This is a genomic window from Metallibacterium sp. (assembly GCF_054637675.1).
This window is the reverse complement of record NZ_JBTSRB010000003.1, coordinates 85,921-109,274: the sequence shown is the minus strand read 5'-3', so window position 1 is coordinate 109,274 and position 23,354 is coordinate 85,921. Positions and strand designations below refer to the sequence as shown.

At 66.7% G+C, this 23,354-nt stretch carries 21 protein-coding genes; 17 read left to right on the top strand and 4 right to left on the bottom strand.

Annotated features, from left to right (window positions below):
* Positions 1-97 precede the first annotated feature (97 nt).
* The 13 genes from carA to ACYDAT_RS01910 all read left to right on the top strand — a co-directional run bounded on the left by carA (position 98) and on the right by ACYDAT_RS01910 (position 14,106).
* On the top strand, positions 98-1,285 hold the full coding sequence (gene carA, locus ACYDAT_RS01970; RefSeq protein WP_461441837.1) for a glutamine-hydrolyzing carbamoyl-phosphate synthase small subunit: 1,188 nt from the start codon (positions 98-100) through the stop codon (positions 1,283-1,285).
* Positions 1,282-1,686: a four helix bundle protein gene (locus tag ACYDAT_RS01965; protein WP_461448315.1), complete on the top strand. Its 405-nt coding sequence runs from the start codon at positions 1,282-1,284 to the stop codon at positions 1,684-1,686. The genes carA and ACYDAT_RS01965 overlap by 4 nt, the downstream gene beginning before the upstream one ends.
* A 2-nt stretch (positions 1,687-1,688) precedes the next feature.
* The gene (carB, locus tag ACYDAT_RS01960) at positions 1,689-4,916 is read left to right on the top strand and encodes a carbamoyl-phosphate synthase large subunit (RefSeq protein ID WP_461438331.1); all 3,228 of its coding nucleotides are present in this window, start codon (positions 1,689-1,691) and stop codon (positions 4,914-4,916) included.
* Positions 4,913-5,389, top strand: a complete 477-nt coding sequence (greA, locus tag ACYDAT_RS01955) for a transcription elongation factor GreA (protein ID WP_461448314.1) — start codon at positions 4,913-4,915, stop codon at positions 5,387-5,389. Before carB ends, greA begins: the two co-directional genes overlap by 4 nt.
* The gene (locus tag ACYDAT_RS01950; RefSeq protein ID WP_461448313.1) at positions 5,386-7,272 is read left to right on the top strand and encodes an ABC-F family ATP-binding cassette domain-containing protein; all 1,887 of its coding nucleotides are present in this window, start codon (positions 5,386-5,388) and stop codon (positions 7,270-7,272) included. Before greA ends, ACYDAT_RS01950 begins: the two co-directional genes overlap by 4 nt.
* Positions 7,273-7,328: 56 nt before the next feature.
* Entirely contained in the window at positions 7,329-8,234 is a 906-nt protein-coding gene (locus ACYDAT_RS01945; RefSeq protein WP_461438329.1) for a phosphoglycerate mutase, read from the top strand.
* Positions 8,222-9,931 carry a single-stranded-DNA-specific exonuclease RecJ gene (recJ, locus tag ACYDAT_RS01940; protein WP_461438328.1) on the top strand — a complete coding sequence of 570 codons (1,710 nt, stop codon included), beginning with the start codon at positions 8,222-8,224 and terminating at the stop codon, positions 9,929-9,931. Before ACYDAT_RS01945 ends, recJ begins: the two co-directional genes overlap by 13 nt.
* A gap of 121 nt (positions 9,932-10,052) precedes the next feature.
* A protein-coding gene (prfB, locus tag ACYDAT_RS01935) for a peptide chain release factor 2 (protein WP_461438327.1) occupies positions 10,053-11,178 on the top strand; the annotation gives its coding sequence in 2 pieces (ribosomal slippage) (positions 10,053-10,127 and positions 10,129-11,178; 1,125 coding nt in all).
* Positions 11,179-11,236: 58 nt separating this feature from the next.
* A complete protein-coding gene (locus ACYDAT_RS01930) occupies positions 11,237-11,476 on the top strand; it encodes a type II toxin-antitoxin system VapB family antitoxin (protein ID WP_461438326.1) in 240 nt (79 codons plus the stop codon).
* Positions 11,473-11,925, top strand: a complete 453-nt coding sequence (locus tag ACYDAT_RS01925) for a TA system VapC family ribonuclease toxin (protein ID WP_461441844.1) — start codon at positions 11,473-11,475, stop codon at positions 11,923-11,925. Before ACYDAT_RS01930 ends, ACYDAT_RS01925 begins: the two co-directional genes overlap by 4 nt.
* Positions 11,918-13,459: a lysine--tRNA ligase gene (lysS, locus tag ACYDAT_RS01920; RefSeq protein ID WP_461438324.1), complete on the top strand. Its 1,542-nt coding sequence runs from the start codon at positions 11,918-11,920 to the stop codon at positions 13,457-13,459. The genes ACYDAT_RS01925 and lysS overlap by 8 nt, the downstream gene beginning before the upstream one ends.
* A gap of 78 nt (positions 13,460-13,537) precedes the next feature.
* The gene (locus ACYDAT_RS01915; protein WP_461438323.1) at positions 13,538-13,837 is read left to right on the top strand and encodes a YciI family protein; all 300 of its coding nucleotides are present in this window, start codon (positions 13,538-13,540) and stop codon (positions 13,835-13,837) included.
* On the top strand, positions 13,834-14,106 hold the full coding sequence (locus ACYDAT_RS01910; protein WP_461438322.1) for a BolA family protein: 273 nt from the start codon (positions 13,834-13,836) through the stop codon (positions 14,104-14,106). Before ACYDAT_RS01915 ends, ACYDAT_RS01910 begins: the two co-directional genes overlap by 4 nt.
* A gap of 56 nt (positions 14,107-14,162) precedes the next feature.
* Here ACYDAT_RS01910 and ACYDAT_RS01905 read toward each other — a convergent pair whose 3' ends face one another.
* A complete protein-coding gene (locus tag ACYDAT_RS01905) occupies positions 14,163-14,285 on the bottom strand; it encodes a hypothetical protein (protein WP_461438321.1) in 123 nt (40 codons plus the stop codon).
* A gap of 17 nt (positions 14,286-14,302) precedes the next feature.
* On the opposite strand from ACYDAT_RS01905, the gene smc reads away from it, so the two are divergent.
* Positions 14,303-17,809 (top strand): chromosome segregation protein SMC, encoded by a 3,507-nt coding sequence (gene smc, locus ACYDAT_RS01900; protein WP_461448312.1) that lies wholly within the window; start codon positions 14,303-14,305, stop codon positions 17,807-17,809.
* Positions 17,810-17,850: 41 nt separating this feature from the next.
* Entirely contained in the window at positions 17,851-18,627 is a 777-nt protein-coding gene (gene zipA / locus ACYDAT_RS01895; protein WP_461438319.1) for a cell division protein ZipA, read from the top strand.
* Positions 18,628-18,634: 7 nt separating this feature from the next.
* Here zipA and ACYDAT_RS01890 read toward each other — a convergent pair whose 3' ends face one another.
* Both ACYDAT_RS01890 and ACYDAT_RS01885 read right to left on the bottom strand, forming a co-directional pair.
* Positions 18,635-18,937: a hypothetical protein gene (locus tag ACYDAT_RS01890; protein WP_461448311.1), complete on the bottom strand. Its 303-nt coding sequence runs from the start codon at positions 18,935-18,937 to the stop codon at positions 18,635-18,637.
* Between the two features lie 41 nt (positions 18,938-18,978).
* Positions 18,979-19,236, bottom strand: a complete 258-nt coding sequence (locus ACYDAT_RS01885; RefSeq protein ID WP_461438317.1) for an acyl-CoA-binding protein — start codon at positions 19,234-19,236, stop codon at positions 18,979-18,981.
* Between the two features lie 259 nt (positions 19,237-19,495).
* On the opposite strand from ACYDAT_RS01885, the gene ACYDAT_RS01880 reads away from it, so the two are divergent.
* Positions 19,496-19,834 carry a PilZ domain-containing protein gene (locus ACYDAT_RS01880; RefSeq protein WP_297900226.1) on the top strand — a complete coding sequence of 113 codons (339 nt, stop codon included), beginning with the start codon at positions 19,496-19,498 and terminating at the stop codon, positions 19,832-19,834.
* Positions 19,835-19,862: 28 nt separating this feature from the next.
* Here the strand turns inward: ACYDAT_RS01880 and ACYDAT_RS01875 are convergent, their stop codons facing one another.
* A complete protein-coding gene (locus ACYDAT_RS01875) occupies positions 19,863-21,539 on the bottom strand; it encodes a long-chain-fatty-acid--CoA ligase (RefSeq protein ID WP_461448310.1) in 1,677 nt (558 codons plus the stop codon).
* A 210-nt stretch (positions 21,540-21,749) separates the two neighbouring features.
* On the opposite strand from ACYDAT_RS01875, the gene ACYDAT_RS01870 reads away from it, so the two are divergent.
* Complete coding sequence (locus ACYDAT_RS01870; protein ID WP_461438315.1) at positions 21,750-23,315, top strand: S10 family peptidase; 1,566 nt, start codon at positions 21,750-21,752, stop codon at positions 23,313-23,315.
* The last annotated feature ends 39 nt before the right edge of the window (positions 23,316-23,354 follow it).

The window sequence follows — 23,354 nt, the reverse complement described above, 5'->3', positions numbered from 1 at the left end:
GCATCCTGCTAGAATCCTCGCTCGCCTGCTGTCCTTTCCCCTCGGTCCCGCCCCGCGTCGGATCGCGGGTCTTGTCGTATCCGGAAGGCGTACCCCCATGCATGTTCCCGCCCTGCTCGCCCTCGAAGACGGCACCATTTTCGCGGGCACGAGCGTTGGCGCCCCCGGCCACACCGTGGGCGAGGTGGTGTTCAACACCGCCATGACCGGCTATCAGGAAATCCTCGGCGATCCTTCCTATGCCCGGCAACTGGTCACGCTCACGTATCCGCACATCGGCAATACCGGCTGCAACGCGGACGATGACGAGTCCACGCACGTGCACGCCGCCGGCTTGATCGTGCGCGACGTGCCGCGCCTGCCCAGCAACTGGCGCAGTCGGGAAAGCCTGCCGGATTACCTCAAGCGTCACGGCGTGATCGCCATCGCCGGGCTGGATACGCGCAAGCTCACGCGCCTGCTGCGCGACCATGGCGCGCAGGCTGGCTGCATCCTCGCCGGTCCCGATGCGGCGCACGCCGATGCCGCCGCGATCGCCGTGGCCGCCGCGTGCGGGTTTCCTGGTCTGGCCGGCATGGATCTGGCGCGCGTGGTCAGTACCTCTGCGGCGTATCGCTGGGAGGATGGCAGTCTCGATCTCGATCACGGCGGCTGCGCGCGTCCCGCGCCGCGCTTGCGCGTGGTCGCCTACGACTTCGGTGTCAAGCACAACATCCTGCGCCTGTTGGTCGACCGCGGCTGCGCGCTCACCGTGGTGCCGGCGCAGACGCCCGCCAGCGAGGTGCTGGCGCGCAAGCCCGACGGCGTGTTTCTGTCCAACGGACCCGGCGATCCGGAACCCTGCGACTACGCCATCGCCGCCATCCGCGAATTCCTGGCGCGCAAGACGCCGCTGTTCGGCATTTGCCTCGGCCATCAGTTGCTCGGCCTCGCCGTCGGCGGCAAGACGTTGAAGATGAAATTCGGCCACCACGGCGCCAACCACCCGGTGCAGGAACTGGCCAGCGGCCGCGTGCTGATCACCAGCCAGAACCACGGCTTCGCGGTGGACGAGGCCAGCTTGCCGGTCACCGCGCGCGTCACCCATCGCTCCCTGTTCGACGGTTCCAATCAGGGCATCGCGCTGAGCGACGCGCCGGCGTTTTCGTTCCAGGGCCATCCCGAGGCCTCGCCGGGTCCGCATGATGTCGCTGGGTTGTTTGATCGGTTTATCGATTTGATGCGGGGATTGAAGAGCCGGGACCCGGGGGAAGCCGAAGATCGGGGCCCGGGAGTCGCGGTATGAGTGCCTCGCATTTTCGTGAACTCGAGGTCAGGCAGTTGGCGATGGACTTGGCGCAGGCTGTCTATCGCACCTGCGCTCAGTTTCCCAGGGAAGAGCGTTACGGATTGGCGGCACAGCTTCAGCGTGCAGCAGTCTCGATTCCTTCAAACCTCGCCGAAGGCAACGCGCGCGGATCGACTCGCGATTACGCCCGCTTCGTCTCCATGGCCAAGGGCTCGTGCGCCGAGCTGCAAACGCAGCTTCTGCTGGCCGAGCGCCTGGAACTTGGAGTCGACCCCGATCTGGCGGCCACACTGACATTGTGCGAGCGGGTCAGCCAGATGCTGGCCCGGCTGCAGCAATCCTTGCAACGGCGGATCGAATCCGGGTCCCGTATCGCAGAAACGCCCGAGGACTACTGACCATGCCCCGTCGTTCAGACCTCAAAACCATTCTGCTGATCGGCGCCGGTCCGATCGTGATCGGCCAGGCCTGCGAGTTCGACTACTCCGGCGCGCAGGCGTGCAAGGCGCTGCGCGAGGAGGGCTATCGCGTGGTGCTGGTCAACAGCAATCCGGCGACGATCATGACCGATCCGGACATGGCCGACGCGGTATATATCGAGCCGCTCACCTGGCAGTCGCTGGAACGCATCATCGCCAAGGAGAAACCCGATGCGCTGCTGCCGACCATGGGCGGGCAGACCGCGCTGAACTGCGCGCTGGATCTGGCCGACAACGGCGTGCTGGAAAAACACGGCGTCGAGCTGATCGGCGCCTCGCGCGATGCGATCCGCATGGCCGAGGACCGCGAGTTGTTTCGCGTGGCCATGCAGGAGATCGGCCTGGCATGCCCCAAGGCCGCGATGGCGCGCAGCTTCGAACAGGCGCTCGAGGTGCAGGCGCAGGTGGGTTATCCGACCATCATCCGCCCCAGCTTCACCCTCGGCGGCAGCGGCGGTGGCATCGCCTACAACCGCGAGGAGCTCGAGGAAATCGTCAAGCGCGGTCTGGAACTCTCGCCGGTGCACGAGGTGCTGGTCGAGGAATCGGTGCTGGGCTGGAAGGAGTTCGAGATGGAGGTGGTCCGCGACAAGGCGGACAACTGCATCATCGTCTGCTCGATCGAGAATCTCGATCCGATGGGCGTGCACACCGGCGACAGCATCACCGTGGCGCCGGCGCAGACGCTCACCGACAAGGAATACCAGCGCCTGCGCGATGCCAGCATCGCCGTGCTGCGCAAGATCGGCGTGGATACCGGCGGCAGCAACGTGCAGTTCGGCATCAACGCCGAGGACGGCCGCGTGGTGGTCATCGAGATGAACCCGCGCGTGTCGCGCTCCTCGGCGCTGGCGTCCAAAGCCACCGGTTTCCCGATCGCCAAGGTCGCGGCCAAGCTGGCGGTGGGCTACACGCTGGACGAGCTGCGCAACGAGATCACCGGCGGCAAGACCCCGGCCAGCTTCGAGCCCAGCATCGATTACGTGGTCACCAAGATTCCGCGCTTCGCGTTCGAGAAATTCCCCGCCGCCGACGCGCGCCTGACCACGCAGATGAAATCAGTGGGCGAGGTCATGGCGATCGGTCGCAGCATGCACGAATCGCTGCAAAAAGCGTTGCGCGGGCTGGAGATCGGCAAGAACGGCCTGGATCCGACCGAGCTTGACCTGTCGCTGCCCGACGATCAGGTGCGCCTGAAGCGCGAGTTGCGCGAGCCCAGCCCCGAGCGCTTGTTCTATGTGGCCGATGCCTTCCGCGCCGGTCTGGTGCTGCAGGAAATCCACGCGCTGACGCGCATCGACCCGTGGTTTCTGGCGGTGATCGAGGATCTGGTTCTGGAAGAAGCGCGTGTGCGCGAGGGTGGCTTGAAAACGCTGGACGCCGCGCGCCTGCGCGCACTCAAGCGGCTTGGCTTCGCCGATGCGCGCCTGGCCGCGCTGGTCGGCACCGACGAGGCGGCGTTGCGCCATCTGCGCCACGCGCTGGGTGTGCGTCCGGTGTACAAGCGCGTGGATTCGTGCGCGGCCGAGTTCGCCACCAGCACCGCGTATCTGTACTCGACCTACGAGGACGAGTGCGAAGCCGCGCCGACCACACGCAAAAAAATCATGGTGCTCGGCGGCGGGCCCAACCGCATCGGTCAGGGCATCGAGTTCGATTACTGTTGCGTGCACGCCGCGCTGGCGCTGCGCGAGGACGGTTTCGAGACCATCATGGTCAACTGCAACCCGGAGACCGTGTCCACCGACTACGACACCTCCGATCGTTTGTACTTCGAGCCGCTGACGCTGGAAGACGTGCTGGAAATCGTCGAGCTGGAAAAACCCGTCGGCGTGATCGTGCAGTACGGCGGGCAGACGCCGCTGAAACTGGCGCAGGCACTGGAAGCCAACGGCGTGCCGGTGATCGGCACCAGTCCCGACTCGATCGATCTGGCCGAGGACCGCGAGCGTTTCCAGAAGCTGGTCACCGCACTGGGCCTGTTGCAGCCACGCAACCGCACCGCGCGCAACGCCGACGAAGCGTTGCTGCTGGCGCGCGAGATCGGTTATCCGTTGGTGGTGCGCCCCAGCTACGTGCTCGGCGGGCGCGCCATGGAAGTGGTGTATTCCGATGCCGATCTGGCGCGCTACATCCGCGATGCGGTGCGCGTGTCCGAGCGCTCGCCGGTGCTGCTCGATCGCTTTCTGGACAACGCCATCGAGGTGGACGTCGATGTCGTCGCCGATGCCGAAGGCAACGTGCTGGTCGGCGGCATCATGGAGCACATCGAGGAAGCCGGCGTGCACTCCGGCGATTCATCCTGCTCACTGCCGCCGTATTCGCTGTCGCCTGCGCTACAGGCGCAACTGCGCACGCAGGTCACGCAACTGGCGCGCGCGCTCAAGGTCAACGGGTTGATGAACACGCAGTTCGCGGTGCAGGGCGAGACCATTTACATCCTCGAGGTGAATCCGCGCGCCTCGCGCACGGTGCCGTTCGTGTCCAAGGCCAGCGGCGTGGCACTGGCCAAGATCGCCGCGCGCTGCATGGCCGGGCGCTCGCTGGTGGAGCAGGGCAGCACGCGCGAAGTGGTGCCGGACTACTACTCGGTGAAGGAGGCGATTTTCCCGTTCGCCAAGTTCCAGAACGTGGATCCGATCCTCGGTCCGGAGATGCGCTCCACCGGCGAGGTGATGGGCGTGGGGCGCAGTTTTGGCGCGGCATTCGCGCGCGCGCACGAGGCCGCCGGGATCAAGGCGCCGCCGCTGGGCAAGGCATTTCTGTCGGTGCGCGACGCCGACAAGGAGCGCCTGCTGCCGGTGGCGCTGGACCTGCTGCGGCGCGGTTATGGCCTGGTCGCCAGCGGCGGCACGGCTGCGTTTCTGAGCGGCCACGGTGTACTCTGCGAGCGCATCAACAAGGTGCTCGAAGGTCGGCCGCACATCGTCGATCTGATCAAGAACGGCGAGATCGTGTTCATCGTCAATACCACCGAGGGCAAGCAGGCCATCGCTGACTCGTTCTCGATCCGGCGTGAGGCGTTGCAACTGCGCATCACCTATTCCACCACCATCGCAGGCGCGCGCGCCTTGCTGCACTCGCTGGATTTCCGTGGCCAGGGCGAGGTGCTGAGCCTGCAGGAACTGCATCAGGAGCTGCACGCGTGAAGCGCGCCCCCATGACCCGAAAAGGCTCCGAGCGTCTGCGCGGCGAACTGGAGCGATTGAAAAGCGTCGCGCGACCGCGCGTGATCCACGCCATCGCCGAGGCGCGCGCGCACGGCGATCTGAAGGAAAACGCCGAGTACCACGCCGCGCGCGAACAACAGGGCTTCATCGAAGGTCGCATCAACGAGCTGGAGGCCGCGCTGTCGTTCGCCGAGATCATCGACGTGGCGCGCCTCAACGCCGCGCCGCGCATCGTGTTCGGCGCCACCGTGCAACTCGAGGACGCGGACAGTGGCGAGACCATCACCTACCAGATCGTCGGTGACCTCGAGGCCGACATCAAGGCGGGGTTGATCTCGGTCAGCAGCCCGTTCGCGCGCAGCCTGATCGGCAAAAGCGCCGGCGACAGCGTGGATTTCAACGCACCGGCCGGCCTGCGCTGTTTCGATATTGTCGGCGTGCGCTACGAGTGATTTCCTTCCGTGCTGTCGCGCTGCGTCGTGGCGGCAGGCTGCTGCTGTCCGGCCTCGATCTGAACGTGCACGCCGGCTGGCGCGTCGGCGTGGTCGGGCGCAACGGCAGCGGCAAGTCGAGTCTGTTCGCCACGCTCAAGGGCGAGCTGGAAGTCGATGCCGGCAGCCTCGACATGCCCTCCGGTTTGCGCATGGCCGCGGTCGACCAGGAAACGCCACCGTTGCCGGAAACGGCGCTGGATTTCGTGCTCGGCGGCGATGCCGAACTGCACGCCGCGCATCTTGCCGCCACGCAGGCCGCGGCGGCCGAGGACCACGAAGCCGCGGCGCACGCGCACCTGCGCATCGAGGCCTTGCACGGTTACGACGCCGAGGCGCGCGCCGCGCGCCTGCTGTACGGCCTCGGCTTCGCGCCGGAAACGCACCAGCACGCGGTGGCGAGTTTTTCCGGCGGTTGGCGCGCGCGCCTGAATCTGGCGCGCGCGCTGATGGCGCCCTCGGACCTGCTGCTGCTGGACGAGCCCACCAATCATCTCGATCTGGATGCGGTGCTGTGGCTGGAAATCTGGCTGCAGCGCTATGCGGGCACGCTGTTGCTGATCTCGCATGACCGCGAGTTTCTGGATGCGGTGTGCACGCAGATCCTGCATATCGAAAACGGCGCGGCGCGCGCCTACGCCGGCAACTACAGCGCCTTCGAACGCCAGCGCGCCGAGCAGCTCAAGCAGCAGCAGGCGGCGCGCGCGCGCGAGCAGGCCGAGCGCGCGCACCTGCAGTCCTTCATCGATCGCTTCAAGGCCCAGGCGACCAAGGCCAAGCAGGCGCAGTCGCGCATGAAGCGCCTGGAAAAACTCGGTGACACCGCGGTACTGCGTTCGGCGGAAGCGTTCCGTTTCAGCTTTCCGGAACCCGAGCGTCAGCCGGAGTCGCTGCTGGCGCTGGATGATGCCGCGATCGGTTATCCCGGTCGCGAGATTCTGGAAAACGTGCGCTGCGGCGTGCAGGCCGGCGATCGCATCGGCCTGCTGGGGCGCAACGGCGCCGGCAAATCCACCCTGGTCAAGGCGCTGGTCGGCGATCTGCCGCTGCAGGGCGGCACGCGCCAGGCGCACAAGGACATGGTCATCGGCTACTTCGCTCAGCACACGGTGGAAAGTCTGCGCGCCGGGCATAGCGCCTACACGCATTTGTCCGATCTGGCGCCGCGCGCCGCGCCGCAGGTGCTGCGCGACTGGCTGGGCCAATGGCAATTCGCCGGCGCGCGCGCGTTCGAGCCGGTCGAGGCGTTTTCCGGCGGCGAGCGCGCGCGTCTGGCGCTGGCGCTGATCGCCTGGAGCAAGCCCAACCTGCTAGTGCTCGACGAGCCCACCAATCACCTCGATCTGGAGATGCGCGAGGCGCTGGCCGAGGCGCTCAATGACTACCCCGGCGCATTGCTGCTGGTGGCGCACGACCGGCATCTGCTGGGCCTGGTGTGCGAGCGCTTCTGGCGCGTGCACGACGGCGGCGTGCAGCCGTTCGATGGCGATCTCGACGATTACGCCGCGCTGCAATCCACCTCGACGCGCGCCGCGCGCACCAGCGATACGCACGCGGCCAGGCCCGAGATCAACGCGCGCGAGCGCCGGCGTCAGGCGGCGCAGCAGCGCGAGCGCGAGAAACCACTGCGTCAGCAGTTGCAGAAAACCGAGCAGCGCATGCAGACGCTGGCCGACGCGCTCACGGCGCTGGAGCAGCAGTTGGCTGATCCGAAGCTGTACGCCGGCGCCGATGCCGAACTGACGCGCCTGCTGCAGCAGCAGGCCGGTTTGCGCAGCGAGCACGCGCGCCTCGAAGCCGAGTGGCTGGATCTGTACGCGCAGCTCGAACCGGCCGCGACGTGATGCCGGCGCTGCCCGCGCATACCAGCATCTCCACGAATCGGCGCTAGGCTTCAGGCATGTCCACGCAGACCTTGTTGCTGCCGCCCTTGTCGCGACTCTCTGGAGTGTCCGCGCTGCCGCGCCTGCTCGGGCGTGGCGATCGCGAGCCGGCGCAGACACCGGGTTTGCTCGCGGCCTTGACCGAAGTGTTCGCCGTGCCCGGCCCCGGCCTGCCGGTGGCGGCGCTGTTGCGCGAGGCGCAGGCGCACGATGCGGGTGAGAACGTATGGCTGTGCGCCGATCCGGCGTGGGTGCAGGCCGAACCCGCCGGCGCGCGGCTGCTGGCCTGCGGCGCACTGGGCCTCGCGCGTGACGAGGCCGAAGAACTCGCGCGCCCGCTGCGCCCGCTGCTGGGTGATGCCGGCATGCTGCTGGAAATCAGCACGCCCGATCGCTGGCAATTGCGCCTGCCCGTGGGCAGTCCGTTGCCCAGCTTCGCCGCGCCCGAGACGGTGCTCGGTGAACACCTGCTGGCGCATCTGCCGCAAGGCGCCGAAGGCCGACGCTGGCGCGCGCTGTTCACCGAACTGCAAGTGCTGCTGCACCAGCATCCGCGCAATCGCGCGCGCGCGCAGCAAGGGCTGGCGCCGGTCAATGCGCTGTGGCTGTGGGGCGGTGGTGCGCTGCCGTCGCGGCCGCGCACCACGCTTTCCCGGTTGCTGTCCGCTGACCCGCTGGCGCGCGCGCTGGCGCAGCATGCGCGCGTAACGGTTTGCAGCGACGCGGCGCAACTGCGCGGGCTGGGCGATACGTGGGTCGATCTGGCGGCGCACACCCCGCCAGACGTGCAGCAGTTGCTTGATTCCGCCGTGCGCCGATTGCGGCGCGACGCTGTGCTGCGCCTGGCGTTTCTCGACGGCGCGCGCTGGCGCATCACGGTGGCGCAGCGCTGGCGCTTCTGGCGGCGCGCATGGCGGCCGTGAGTCGTCTGCGCCAGCGCATGGTGAACGCCGCCGCGTTGTTGCCGCATGAACTGCATCCGGTGCTGGCGCGCGTGTATGCCGCGCGCGGCGCGCTGGATGCCGCGAGTATCGCGCCGCGTCTTGCCGCGCTGCATCCGCCGCACAGTTTTTCCGGCATGGCCGCCGCGGTCGCGCTGCTCGGCGACGTGCTGGCGCGCGACGGGCGCATCCTGATCGTCGGCGATTACGATTGCGATGGTGCCACCGGCATCGCCGTCGGCGTACGCGGCCTGCGTCTGCTCGGCGCGCGCCACATCGATTACGCGGTGCCCAATCGCTTCGTGCACGGCTATGGATTGAGCCCGGCGCTGGTCGCAACCCTCGCGCAGGCGCCCGATCTGTTGATCACCGTGGACAACGGCATCGCCGCGCTGGAGGGCGTGGCCGCGGCGCGCGCGCGCGGCAGTCGCGTGCTGGTCACCGATCATCATCTGCCCGGCGTCGCGCTGCCCGCGGCCGATGCCATCCTCAACCCGAACCTGCCTGGCGAAACCTTCGCCAGCAGCGCGCTGGCCGGTGTCGGCGTGATGTTTTATCTGCTGCTGGGTCTGCGCGCCGCGCTGCGCGCGCAAGGGCGTTATCACAACGCCGCGGAGCCGGATCTGACACCGCTGCTGGATCTGGTCGCGCTGGGCACGGTGGCCGATCTGGTGCCGCTGGATGCCAACAATCGCGCCCTCGCGCGCGCCGGGCTGGCGCGCATGCGCGGCGGACGCAGCACGCCGGGCATCGCGGCCTTGTTCGCGGTCAGCGGTCGCGATGCGCGCACGGCCGCGGCCAGCGATCTGGGTTTCGCGCTGGCACCGCGCATCAATGCCGCGGGAAGGCTGGACGACATGCGCATCGGCATCGAATGTCTGCTCACCGATGACGCCGCGCGCGCCGCGATGCTGGCCGCGCAGTTGCATGCCATCAATGCCGAGCGCCGCGACGTGCAGGCCGGCATGCTCGACGAGGCACTGGCGCTGGCCGACGCCGATCGCGCCGCCGATACCTGGGGCGTGTGCCTGTATCAGCCAGGCTGGCACGAGGGCGTGGTCGGGCTGGTGGCCGCGCGCCTGAAAGAGCAATTGCATCGCCCGGTGGTGGCGTTCGCGCCCGCGGCCGGTGCGCCCGGCGAACTGCGCGGTTCGGCGCGCTCGATTCCTGGTTTGCATATCCGCGATGTGCTGGCTGATGTCGCCGCCGCGCATCCCGGCCTGCTGCCGCGCTTCGGCGGCCACGCCATGGCCGCGGGCCTGAACCTGCGCAGCGCCGACTATGCACGCTTCGCGCGCGCCTTTGATGTCGCCGTGCGCGCGCGTCTCGATCCCGCAGCGCTGACCCCGCTGCTGTGGACCGATGGCGAATTGCAGCCCGGCGAGTTCAGCCTTGATCTAGCGCGCGCGCTGCGCGACGGCGGCCCGTGGGGGCAGGGTTTTCCCGAGCCGCTGTTCGAGGGCCACTTCGTCTGTTTGCATTGGCGCCTACTCAGCGGCGGCCACTGGCGCCTGCGTCTGCAAACACTGCCGCACGGCCCCGAGCTCGACGCCGTGTATTTTCAGCCGCACGGCGAGCGGCCGCCCACGTCCATGCGTGCGGCCTATCGCCTGCAACTCGACACCTGGCAAGGCCGCGAGCGTCTGCAACTGCTGCTGCAGCACATCGAATCGGAGTGAGGGGTAGGGTTGCCAATGAATGCGTGCATGTGCTGATCCGTACCTGATTCGGGCAGGATGAAGGCTCCAGGTATTGCGTGGTGCTCTGCTATCCTCAAGTGCTTTATACGGCGCGTCGTCCATGATCGAGACCAACCCCATCCAGAATCTGATCGCAGACCTGCGCGAGCGCGTCGCCGCGCTCAGGGGGTATCTTTGACTACGCGGGCAAACGCGAGCGTCTGGAAGAGGTCAACCGCGAGCTGGAGCTGCCCAAGGTCTGGGACGATCCGGCACACGCGCAGGAACTGGGCCGCGAGCGTGCGCGGCTGGCGCAGATCGTCGAGGGTCTGGATGCGATCGGCGGTGGGCTGAACGACGCCGCCGAACTGCTCGATCTGGCGATTGCCGATGGCGACGAGGCTTCGATCAAGGCCGTCGCCACCGATGTCGATGCGCTGGCCGGCCGCGTCGGCACGCTGGAGTTTCGGCGCATGTTCGCCGGCAAGATGGACAGCAGCAACGCGTTTGTCGATATCCAGGCCGGCGCCGGCGGCACCGAGGCACAGGACTGGGCCGAAATGCTGCTGCGCATGTATCTGCGCTGGGCCGAGTCGCGCGGCTGGAAGACCGAGCTGCTGGAAGCCAGCGCGGGCGAGGTCGCGGGCATCAAGTCGGCCACCTTCCGCGTCGAGGGCGATTACGCCTACGGCTGGCTGAAGACCGAAACCGGCGTGCACCGCCTGGTGCGCAAGAGTCCGTTCGACTCGGACAACCGCCGCCACACCAGCTTCGGCAGCGTGTTCGTCGCGCCCGAAGTGGACGACGACATCGACATCGCGATCAACCCCGCCGACCTGAAGACCGACGTGTATCGGTCCTCCGGCGCGGGTGGCCAGCACGTCAACAAGACCGAATCCGCGGTGCGCATCACCCACGTGCCGACCAACACCGTGGTGGCCTGCCAGACCGAGCGCAGCCAGCATGCCAACCGCGACCGCGCGATGAAGATGCTCAAGGCCAAGCTCTACGAGCTGGAGCTGCACAAGCGCAACGTCGAGAAGGCCGCGGTCGAGGCCACCAAGTCCGACATCGGCTGGGGCAGCCAGATTCGCAATTACGTGCTCGATCAGTCGCGCATCAAGGACCTGCGCACCGGCATCGAACGTTCGGATACGCAAAAGGTGCTCGATGGTGATCTCGATGAGTTCGTCGAGGGTAGCCTGAAGGCTGGTCTGGAAGTCGGCTCCAAGCGCGCGGATGCTTGATGGCACGCATTCAACAACTAGAATATGGGTGCCCATATCATGGTGTACGGGAGTCCAGATGAAGACCACCATTGAAATCAATGACGCATTGCTCAAGCGCGCCCGCAGCGTCAGTCAGCGCGATGGCACCACGCTGCGCGCCTTGGTGGAACAGGGTCTGCAGCATGTGCTGGGCAAACCCGTGCGTAGCGCTCCGACAGTGGTCGAATCGCTGGTGTTTGATGGCAGGGCAGGCTTCACCGAGGCTTTTGCCGATGCCTCGTGGAGCAAGATCAAGGAAGAGAGCCGGCGGCGATGATCGCGGTCGACACCACCATCCTGGTGTACGCGCATCGGCCCGATTACGCGCAGATGCATGCTCTTGCCTTGACTGCCATGAATGCCCTGGCCAACAGCCGTCGGCCATGGGCGATTCCGTGGCCATGCGTGCATGAGTTCGTCGGCAATGTGACGAATCGGCGTATCTACAAAACACCGACTTCATTGGCCATGGCGCTGCAGGCGGTGTCGGTCTGGCTGGCCAGTGATCAGGTGCAATTGCTGCATGAAAGCCCTGGTCACTTCCACACGCTTTCCGAACTCTGCGTCGATGCCGATGTTTGCGGTTCACAGATTCACGACGCGCGCATCGCCGCCATCTGCGTCGATCACGGGGTCAGCCAGTTGTGGACGGTGGACCGTGACTTTTCCCGCTTCCACGCGCGTTTGCCGGTGCGCAATCCATTGAAGAGTTCATTCCATGTCTGAAGCAACCGCACCGCCTTTCGACGACAACAAGCTGATCGCCGAGCGCCGCGAAAAACTCAAGGCGCTGCGTGCGGCGGGCATCGCCTATCCCAACGATTTCCAGCCCGACGTTTTCGCCGGCGATCTGGCCGCGGACTACGCCGATGCCGAGCACTGGACGGCCGCGGCGCTGGCCGCCAGCGGCCACCGCGTGCGCCTGGGCGGACGCCTGCTGGCCAAGCGCGTGATGGGCAAGGCCAGTTTCGCGCGGCTGCAGGACGGTACGGGCGCGATCCAGTTGTTTCTGCGCGCCGAGCTGGGCGACGCCTACGCGGCGTTCAAGGGCTGGGACATCGGCGACATCGTCGGCGTCGAGGGCACGCTGACGCGCACCAAAACCGGCGAGCTGTCGGTGGCGGTCAGCGCGATCCGGCTGCTGGTCAAGGCGCTGCGTCCGCTGCCGGACAAGTGGCACGGCCTCGCCGATGTCGAGCAGCGTTACCGGCAGCGCTATGTCGACCTGATCGTCACGCCCGAGGCGCGCACCACGTTCCGCCTGCGTTCGCAGGTCATTGGTTGCATCCGCCGCTGGCTGGAGGATGCGCCGCGGCGCTTCATGGAAGTGGAAACGCCGATGATGCACGTGATCCCAGGCGGCGCCACGGCGCGGCCGTTCATCACCCATCACAATGCGCTGGACCTGCAGTTGTACCTGCGCGTGGCGCCCGAGCTGTATCTCAAGCGGCTGGTCGTGGGCGGTTTCGAGCGCGTGTACGAGATCAACCGCAACTTCCGCAACGAGGGCGTGTCCACGCGCCACAACCCGGAATTCACCATGCTCGAGCTGTATCAGGCCTACGCCACGTACAGCGACATCATGGATTTGACCGAAGCCTTGTTGCGCACGACCGCCGCGACCACGCTGGGGCGCACCGCGCTGAGTTGGGAAGGGCGCGCGATTGACCTGGGCGCGCCGTTCCGGCGTTGGCGCATGGAAGACGCGGTGCTACAGCACAATCCGGAAATCCAGCGCGAGCAACTGCGCGACCGCGCCGCGCTGGCCGCGCACGCGCGGCACCTCGGCGTGGCGATCAAGCCCGATTATGGCTGGGGCAAACTGCTGCTGGAGATCTTCGAGAAGACGGTCGAAGCCAGCCTGGTGCAGCCCACTTTCATCACCCAGCATCCGGTCGAGGTATCGCCGCTGGCGCGCGAGAGCGATACCGACAAGGGCCTCACCGATCGCTTCGAACTGTTCATCGGCGGCAAGGAAATCGCCAATGGTTTTTCCGAGTTGAACGACCCCGAGGATCAGGCCGCGCGCTTTCAAGCGCAGGTCGATGCCAGGGCCGGTGGTGACGACGAGGCCATGCACTACGACGCCGACTACATCCGCGCGCTGGAACATGGCTTGCCACCCACCGGCGGCCTCGGCATCGGCATTGACCGTCTGGTGATGCTGCTGGCCGATGTACCCTCGATCCGTGACGTGCTGTTGTTTCCGTATATGCGGCCGGAAGGCCGGGACCCGGGACCCGGGATACGGGACTCGTGAAAAGCGAGCCACACACACACGCACACTCAGCACGCGCATTTCCCACTTCCGACTTTCCACTCACGACTGCCCCAGCCCATGTGGTACGCCATCACCGCTACTGACCATCCCGACTCGCTGGCCGCGCGCAAGGCCGCGCGCCCGGCGCATCTCGCGCGCTTGCAGGCACTGCATGAGCAGGGGCGCCTGCTGCTGGCGGGGCCGTTCCCGGCGATCGATGCCGAAGACCCCGGCCCGGCGGGTTTCAGCGGCAGCCTGATCGTGGCGGAGTTCGTCGATCTCGCCGCCGCGCGAACCTGGGCCGAGGCCGATCCCTACCGCGCCGCGGGCGTCTACCGCAGCGTCGAGGTCAAGCCATTCCGCAAGGTGCTGCCATGAGCGAGGCGCGCGTGGCGCTGATCCGCGCACGCCTGCAGACCGCGTTCGCGCCACTGGAGCTCGACGTGATCGACGACAGCGCCAGGCACGCGGGTCACGCCGGCGCGCGCGATGGACGTGGGCACTTCCGCGTGCGCATCGTCAGCGCCGCGTTCGTCGGCATGGCGCCATTGGCGCGGCACCGCGCCGTGTATGCGGCGCTGGGCGCGCTGATGGACAGCGATATCCACGCCCTGCAAATCGAGGCGGCACCGCCGGCCAGACCCTGAACCCGGCATCGGCTGTCGGCGCTCACGGCCATTACGAGATGCTCCTGAAACGCGATTCAATGAATTTCAGCAACTTGTACAAACTTTGCAAGCTTGATTCGAATCTTGCCGCGTTGCACATGCGTGCGCCCATTGGCTACAGTCGCGGGCTTGGCCGCAGCGGGCAGCGCGGCGCTCACCGGATTCCTGCACGCGCATGCGCCTGACCTCGATCAAGCTGGCCGGTTTCAAGTCCTTCGTCGACCCGACCACGCTGTCGCTGCCGACCAACATCACCTGCGTGGTAGGCCCCAACGGCAGTGGAAAATCCAACATCATCGACGCGGTGCGCTGGGTGCTGGGTGAAAGCGCGGCCAGTCGCCTGCGCAGCGAAAACATCACCGATGTGATCTTCGCCGGCTCGACCGCGCGCAACCCGGCCGGGCAGGCCAGCGTCGAACTGATGTTCGACAATGCCGATGGCAAGCTGGGTGGCGAATGGGCCAACTTCGCCGAGATCTCGGTGCGGCGTCTGGTCAGCCACGACGGCCAGTCGAACTACTACATCAACGGCACGCGCTGTCGGCGCCGCGACATCACCGATCTGTTCCTTGGCACCGGCCTCGGCGCGCGCAGCTACGCGATCATCGAGCAGGGCGTGATCTCCGACATCGTCGAGTCCGAGCCCGAACATTTGCGCGTGCACCTGGAAGAAGCCGCCGGCATCTCCAAGTACAAGGAGCGGCGCAAGGAAACCGAGAGCCGCATCAAGGCCACGCGCGAGAATCTGGATCGTATCCGCGACGTGCGTGACGAGGTCGACAAGCAGCTCGATCACCTCAATCGCCAGGCGCGCGCGGCCGAGCGTTGGCAGACGCTGAAGACCGAGCAGACGCGCCGCGAGGCCGAATTGCGCGCGCTCGAATATCGTGCGCTGAGCACCGAACTGGCGCTGCAGCAGCGGGCGCTGCGCGACAGCGAACTGGCGATAGAGCGCGAACAGGCGGCGCTGGCCGAGATTGAAAACCGTCTCGAACACGCGCGCGCGGCGCATGCCGAAGCGGGCGTGCAATTCAACGCGGCGCAGGCCGAGACCTACAAGATCGGGGCCGAGGTCGCGCGCGTCGAACAGCAGTTGCGCCACAACCGCGAGCTCGGCGAGCGCCTGCAGCGCGAGCAGACCGAAACTGCCACGCAACTGCAGCAGATCGAGCACCAGCTTGAAGAAGATCAAACCCGTCAGCGCGAGCAACGCCGCGCCCAGGACGAGGCCGCGCTGCAGCTCGAAACCCTGCGCGCCGACGTGCTGCGCCACGAACAGGCGCTGGCGCAGGCCGAGACACAACTGGCCGCGTGGCAGCAGGACTGGGACACGCACAGCCGCGAGGCCGCCGATGTGGCGCGCGCGGCCGAGGTCGAGCGCACGCACCTGAGCCATCTCGATCGCGAAAATATGGAGCTGGCGCGGCGCCATGAAACGCTGGAGCGCGAGCGCTGCGGTACCGATCTGGCCGCACTGGAAGCCGCGATCGGCGCGCTGGAGCAACAGCACGGCGCGCAGCAGCAGTGGGTCGAACGCATGAACGCGGCGTTGGAGCAGCACAAGGCGGCGCTGACGCAGGCGCAAATGCATGAATGCGAGCAGCAGGCGGCACAGGATCGCGCGCGGCAAAATGTGCAGATGCTGCGCGGACGACTGGCTTCACTCGAAGCCTTGCAACACGCCGCGCTGGGCGAGGACGACGCGCGTCTGCGCGGTTGGCTGCAGCGCCTCGGCCTGCAGCGGGCCACGCGCCTGGGCGCGCAGCTCAAGGTGGATGCGGGCTGGGAGCGCGCGGTGGAAACCGTGCTCGCCGGCTGGCTCGACGCGGTGCTCACCGCGCAGCCGCTGGACGCTGCCGCGGCACTGGCCGCGGATGATGATTTCGATCTGACCCTGCTCAGCCTTGCTCACGCGAGTAGCGATGCCGCGGCCGCCGACACGCTGGCCGCGCACGCCCAGGGTCCGGCTGCGGCGCTGGCCCTGCTGACGCGCGTGCATACCGCCGCCGATCTGGTCAACGCGCGCACGCTGGCGGCGAATCTCGCGCCGGGGCAAAGTGTCATCACCCCCGGCGGCGAATGGCTGGGTCGCGATTTCTTGCGCGTGCTGCGCGGCGGTGACAAACAGGCCGGCGTGCTGGCGCGTGCGCGCGAAATCGAATCCGTGCAGAGCATGCTGGCCGAGGCCGAGGCCGCCACGCAGGCGGCCAGCGCTGCCGTGGAGGCCGCCATCGTCGCGCGCACCGAGCACGAACGCCTGCGCGAGGACACCCAGCGCGAGCTGTATCAGGCGCATCGACGTCTCGCGGAATTGGCGGGTCAGCGCCAAAGCCAATCCGGCAAGCTGGAACTGGCGCGCAATCGCTTGGCACGACTGGACGAGGAACTCGGTGGCGTGGCGCAGCGCCTGACAGCGCTGGAAGGTGAAACGCGCGGCGCGCACGCCAAGCTGGAAACCGCGCTGGCGCGCATGGGCGTCGATGAAACCCGGCGCCATGAGCTGGAAGCTGCGCGCCGCAGCCTGCTGGAAGCGCGCGAAGAGGCGCGGATGAATCTGCGCGAGGCCAGCGAGCGCCAGCGGCAACTGGCGCTGGGGTTGGAATCGCGGCGCAGCGCACTGGCCGCGCTGGAGCAGGCGATCGCGCGCACGCAGACGCAAAGCGCGCAGGTGCGCGCGCGCGCCGATGCGCTGGCCGCGCAACTCGCCACCGGCACCGCTCCGCTGGCCGAACTGGAAGCCGAGCGCGCCGTGTATCTCGAACAGCGCCTGCTGGCCGATCGCGCGCTGGTCACCGCGCGTGGCGCGCTGGAGTCCGTTGAAGCCAGCCTGCGTGCGCTGGAAGGTGAACGCCAGCACGCCGAACAACGCCTGCTGCAGCAGCGCGAGCAGGGCACCGAGCAGCGTCTGGCCGAGCAGGCGCAACGCCTGCGCGCGGCGCAGATCGCCGCGACCATCAGCGCCAGCGGTCTGGCGCTGGAGGAAGTGCTGGCCAGCCTCGCCGAGGATATCGAGATCGACGGCTTCCGCACCGCGCTGCTGGATCTGGAGCAGAAGATTCGCCGCCTGGAGCCTGTCAACCTCGCCGCCATCCAGGAACACGCCGAGCAGGCCGAGCGCAAGACTTACCTCGACGCGCAACTGGCCGATCTGACCGAGGCGCTGCAGACGCTGGAATCCGCGATCCGCAAGATCGACCGCGAGACCCGGCAGATGTTTCGCGACACGTTCGACAAGGTCAACGCCGGCCTGCAAGAGCTTTTCCCGCGCCTGTTCGGCGGTGGCACGGCCTACCTCGAGCTCAGCGGCGAGGATTTGCTCGATGCCGGCGTGGCGATCATGGCGCGGCCGCCGGGCAAACGCAGCAGCAATATCTCGCAGCTCTCGGGTGGCGAGAAGGCGCTGATCGCGGTGGCTCTGGTGTTCGCCATTTTCCGTCTCAATCCAGCGCCGTTCTGCATCCTCGATGAGGTCGATGCGCCGCTGGACGAAGCCAATGTTGGCCGCTTCACCGAACTGGTCAAGGAGATGAGCGATCGCGTGCAGTTCTTGTACGTGACACACAACAAAACCAGCATGGAGTCGGCCCAGCACTTGTGCGGCGTGGCCATGCGCGAGCCGGGCGTGTCGCGGCTGGTGCAGGTGGATCTCGAAGAAGCCGCTAAACTCGCCGGCGTTGCCTGACACCTTCCGTGCTGATCGGCGCGGAACCCCCGGAGATCACGATGCATTGGGACCCCGCGATCGGCCTGCCGCTGCTGATCCTGAGCCTTGTCGCGCTGCTGGCGATCTACATCATCGGGCGCAAGCGCCCGCCAGCCGCCACACGCAGCGAGCCCGAGCGCGGCGAGAGCGCGCGCATCGAGCCGCGTTTCGGCGACGCGGCGCTGGATGCGGAACCTGTCGAGGAGCGCGTGATGGCTCCCGAGGCGGGCCAGCCCGGCGCCAGACCCACGACACCCCAAGTCCCCCTTTTGCACGAGGCAGCGACGGCGACCGTCACACCCGCGCCTGCCGCGCCCGCCAGGACCGCCGGCAAACGCCATGAAGCGAACATCGAGCGCATCATCAGCCTGTTCGTCACCGCGCGTGAAGGGCGGGTTTTTCGTGGCGTCGATCTGGTGGTGGCCGCCGAAAAAGTGGGTCTTGAATTCGGCGACATGAATATCTTTCATCGCCTCGACGAGCATAGCGCGGCGCTGGGTCCGGTGTTCAGCGTGGCCAACATGGTCAAGCCCGGCAATTTCGATCTGGCGCGCATCGACGCCCTGGTGACGCCCGGCCTCGGTTTTTTCATGACGCTGCCCGGCCCGCTCAATGCGCTGGATGCCTGGGACGCCATGTTGCCCGCCGCGCAGCGCATGGCTGAATTGCTCGATGGCGTGCTGCTGGATTCCGAGCGCAATGGCCTGGGCCGTCAGGGCATCCAGCACATCCGCGATGACCTGCGCGGCTGGGACCGCCGCCACGAGGGCGAGGAAATCGGACTGCGCCCGCGCTGAGTCGTGCTCAAACCCGACGCTGGCCATCCGGCGCGCGCGACACGATCGGTACCACGTACAAGCGCAGCATGAAGTACGCGACCAACGCGATGGCAATGCCGATCAGCAGCCACCCGCCGTCCTGCGTGACCAAGCCGAGCAGCAGCACCAGCATCATCGGCAACACGGTCAAGCCGTGGCCCCACCACGGCACGCTGATGCGATAACCACAGCGGCGGCATTCGCGCACCTGCCACGGTGAGGTAAGTGCCTTGACGACCGCCGGCATGGCGCGCTGCGCGCAGTGCGGGCAATCGAGTTGCATGTGCATGGCGGGGCTCAGTGGGTTGCGCGCGGGCTTCTGACCCGCGCTCAGGCACCCAGACTGCGCACCAGTTCGATGTACTTGCGCTGCGCCGCGCTGCGCTCGGTGCCCTTGAGCTTGGCCCAGGCTTCGTACTTGGCGGTGCCGACGAAATCGAAAAAGCCCGGCTTGGGACCATCGACATCGCCCGTGGAGCCCTGCTTGTACAGCGCGTAGAGCTTCAGCAGCGTGTCGTTGTCGGGGCGCTCGCCCAGCTTTTTGACGGCCTCGGTGGCGGCGAGAAATTGCTGATCGAGATCGGCCATGGCGAGCGTCTGCGGGTGTGGGCGGCGGGGTTGTAGCATGCACCCTGCAGGGGGTCAACGCACAATGCACACAGGCGCCACGCCATCGGTGATGCACCGGCGCGGCCATGCACACAGCCGACATATTGCGTCAGTCATGTGACGGCGATGGGCGGTCAGTGTCGCGCCCAGTCAGCATTTTTGCGGCCTGTGCGGCTGGCCCGGATCCTGCTTGGGTATACGCGTACCCGGCGCGGGGGCCGGAACCGGACAAATACACATGAGTGCACAGAACCTTTATCGTCACGCCCGCCTGCATGTGGTCAGCGCGGTGCTGCTCAGCCGCGGCGCCGAGAGCGCGCAGAGCGAGATGGTCGATATTTCCGCAACCGGCTTGTGCGTGCAGCGCCCGCAGCAGTGGCAAGGCGGTCCCGGACAGTTGTGGACGCTGGATCTGCTGCTGGAAGGCGATGCGCACGTCAATCTGGAAGCCACCTGCGTGCGCGAGACCGCGAACAAGCTGTGCTTCGAGTTCACGCGCATTCCCGAGGATCGCCAGATCCCGTTATGGAACCTGCTCGGCGGCTACGCCGACCGCGTCGAAGCGTTCAGCGCCTGATTCATTCGCCGGCACAGCGCGTCATTCCTCAAGCCTTGGCGCTGTCGCGCAGTTCGCGGCGCAGGATCTTGCCGACGTTGGTCTTGGGCAGGTTGTCGCGAAACTCGATGTAGTGCGGGCGCTTGTAGCCGGTGAGATTTTCCTTGGCGTAAGCGCGCACCTCGGCCTCGGTGAGCGCGGGATTCTTGCGCACCACGAAGAGCTTCACCGTCTCGCCGGATTTCTCATCGGGTACACCGATTGCGGCCACCTCGAGCACGCCGGGGCAGGCGGCCATGACGTCCTCGACCTCATTCGGGTACACGTTGAAACCGGACACCAGGATCATGTCCTTCTTGCGATCGACGATGTAGAAAAATCCGTTGGCGTCCATGCGCGCGATGTCGCCAGTGTGCAGCCAGCCGCCGGCATCCATGACCTTGGCGGTTTCGTCGGGGCGATTCCAGTAGCCCCGCATCACCTGCGGGCCCTTGACGCACAACTCACCGACCTCGCCCGTGGTCAGCAGCTTGCCGCTGTCGTCCTGCACGCAGACTTCGGTGGAAGGCACGGGCAGACCGATCGAGCCGTTGTAGGCGGCCAGATCCAGCGGATTGATGCACACCGCCGGGCTGGTTTCGGTGAGGCCGTAGGCTTCCACCAGGGTGCAGCCGGTCACCTGTTTCCAGCGCTCGGCCACGGCGCGCTGCACGGCCATGCCGCCGCCAAGCGTCATGCGCAGATGCGAGAAGTCCAGTTCACTGAAGCCGGGCGTGTTGAGTAGGCCGTTGAACAGCGTGTTGACGCCGGTGATGGCGGTGAACCGCAATTTGCGCAGCTCCTTGACGAAGCCCGGCATATCGCGCGGATTGGTGATCAGATAGGCGTAGCCGCCGGTTTTCAGAAAAGTGAAGCAGTTGGCTGTCAGCGAAAAGATGTGATACAGCGGCAGGGCGGTGACGATGACTTCCTCGCCCTCGTGCAGCACCGATTGAATCCAGGTCGAAGCCTGCAGCATGTTGGCGACCATGTTGCCGTGGCTGAGCATCGCCCCTTTGGCCACGCCGGTGGTGCCACCGGTGTATTGCAGGAAGGCCAGATCGTCGTGATTCAGCGTCACCTGCGGGAGTGCGTGGCCCGCGCCCAGCGCCAGCGCCTGGTGCAGGCTGATGGCGCCAGGCAATTGCCAGGCCGGCACCATTTTCTTGAGGTGACGCACCACGAGATTCATCAGCGTGCCCTTGAGCGCGCCCAGCATCTCGCCCATGCTGGTGACTACCACGCTGCGCACATCGGTGTTTGCGATCACGCCCTGCAGCACGCTGGCGAAATTTTCCAGCACCACGATGGCCTTGGCGCCGGAGTCCTTGAGCTGGTGTTGCAATTCGCGTGCGGTATACAGCGGGTTGGTGTTGACGACCACCAGGCCGGCGCGCAGCGCGCCAAACAGAGCGATCGGATACTGCAGGATGTTGGGCAGCATGATCGCGATGCGATCGCCCTTGGCCAGCCCGAGCGTGCCGCTCAGATAGGCGGCGAACCGCGCGCTGAGGCGATCGATGTCGGCGTAGCTCAGCGTGCGGCCGTAATTGCCGTAAGCAGGACGCTGGGCGAAGCGTGCGCAGGCCTCGTCGATGACCGCCACGACCGAGGCGTAGCGGCTCAGATCGATTTCGGCAGGGACGCTTTTCGGGTAGTGCGCAAGCCAGGGACGCTCAACGCCCATGTGTTGACCTCATCGACTGCAAGGATGGTGGCGCACCGCGCGCGCAGGCATGACTCGATTGCAACATAGCCCCCCAAGGCCGGCAAGGCGCGCTGCAACGGCGACGCCGATCCATGACTTATGGCAGGGGCGCGGAACCCAAGCGGGGTTGACGGCTCTAATGCACCGCATGCGCCATTCAGCGCACGTTACTGACCCCAGGAGAACACCTTGAAGCTGCAACGTAAAGTTCTGCCCCTGCTGCTGGCCGCGAGCCTGCTGCCTATGGGCGCCCATGCCGCCGATGCGGCGCATGCCGAGCCCGCCAAGACTGAAACCGCCGCGACCGCGGTGCCGCAACAGCGCGAAGTGGTGACCCACGGCAGCGTGCGCATCGGCAACCAGGACGTGCGCTACACCGCCACCGCCGGCACCATCATCCTGCGCGATGACAAGAACGCACCAGTCGCCACCATGTTCTACGTGGCCTACACCAAGGATGGCGTACGCAACGAGGCCAAGCGTCCGATCACCTTCCTGTACAACGGCGGCCCGGGCTCGTCCTCGATCTGGCTGCACATGGGCGGCCTCGGCCCGATGAAGGTCGCGCTCAACAACGCCGGCGCCACGCCGCCCGCGCCCTACGCCATCGTGCCCAACCACGACAGCCTGCTCGACGACAGCGATCTGGTGTTCATCGATGCGGTCGGCACCGGCTACAGCCATGTGGTCGGCAAGGGCACCGACAAGATGTTCTGGGGCGTGGATCAGGACGTGAAGTCCTTCAGTCAGTTCATCCAGCGTTATCTCACGCAATTCAACCGCTGGAACTCGCCCAAGTTCCTGCTCGGCGAGAGCTATGGCACCACGCGCTCGGCGGCGCTGGTGGAGTATCTGCAGGATCAGGGCGTGAGCATGAACGGCGTGGTGCTGCAGTCGTCCATCCTCAATTACGGTTTGCTGATGCCGGGTTCGGACGCCAAGTACGAGCTGTATCTGCCCACCTACACCGCGCTGGCCTGGTACCACCACAAGCTGCCGGGCAATCCGGGCACCGATTTGCCGGCGTTGCTGGCCAAGGTGCAGACCTTCGCCCTCGGCGAGTACGCGCACGCGCTGGCGCAGGGCGAGAACCTCTCCAGCAGCGAGCGCGACGCGGTGGCCGCCAAGCTGCACGAGTACACCGGGCTGCCGCTGGAGTACATCAAGCGCGCCAATTTGCGCATCGAGGCCAGCAACTTCCGCAAGGAGCTGATGCTGCCCGAGCGCGAGAGCATCGGCCGCTACGACGGGCGCTACGCCGGGCTGGACATCAACGCGATTGGCTCGACGCCCGACTTCGACCCATCCGACCAGTTCGTCTCGCCGGGCTTCACCACGGCCTTCAACTGGTACCTGACCAACGTACTGAAGTACCACTCCGAGCGCCCGTACAAGGTGATGAACGACAAGGTCATCGGCGAGTGGGACTGGCACCATGCGGTGCCCGGCTCGGGCTGGAAGCTGCCGCTGCCCTATGTGGCGGGTGATCTCGGCGCGGCGCTGCGCAAGAACCCTTACCTGCGTGTGATGTCGGCCAATGGCTACTTCGATCTGGCCACGCCATTCTTCGCCACCGAGTACGATCTCGACCACATGATGCTGGAGCCGCAGTTGCGCAGCCACGTCGAGTTCACCTTCTACGATTCGGGCCACATGATTTATCTCAACCCGCAAGCGCTGGCCGCTTATCACGCAGACCTCAACCGGTTCTACCGCAGTACGCTGGCGGTTGACGCTGCCGGCGACAAGCAGTAACACCGTTACATGGACCGCGCGGGCATGGTGCCCGCGCGG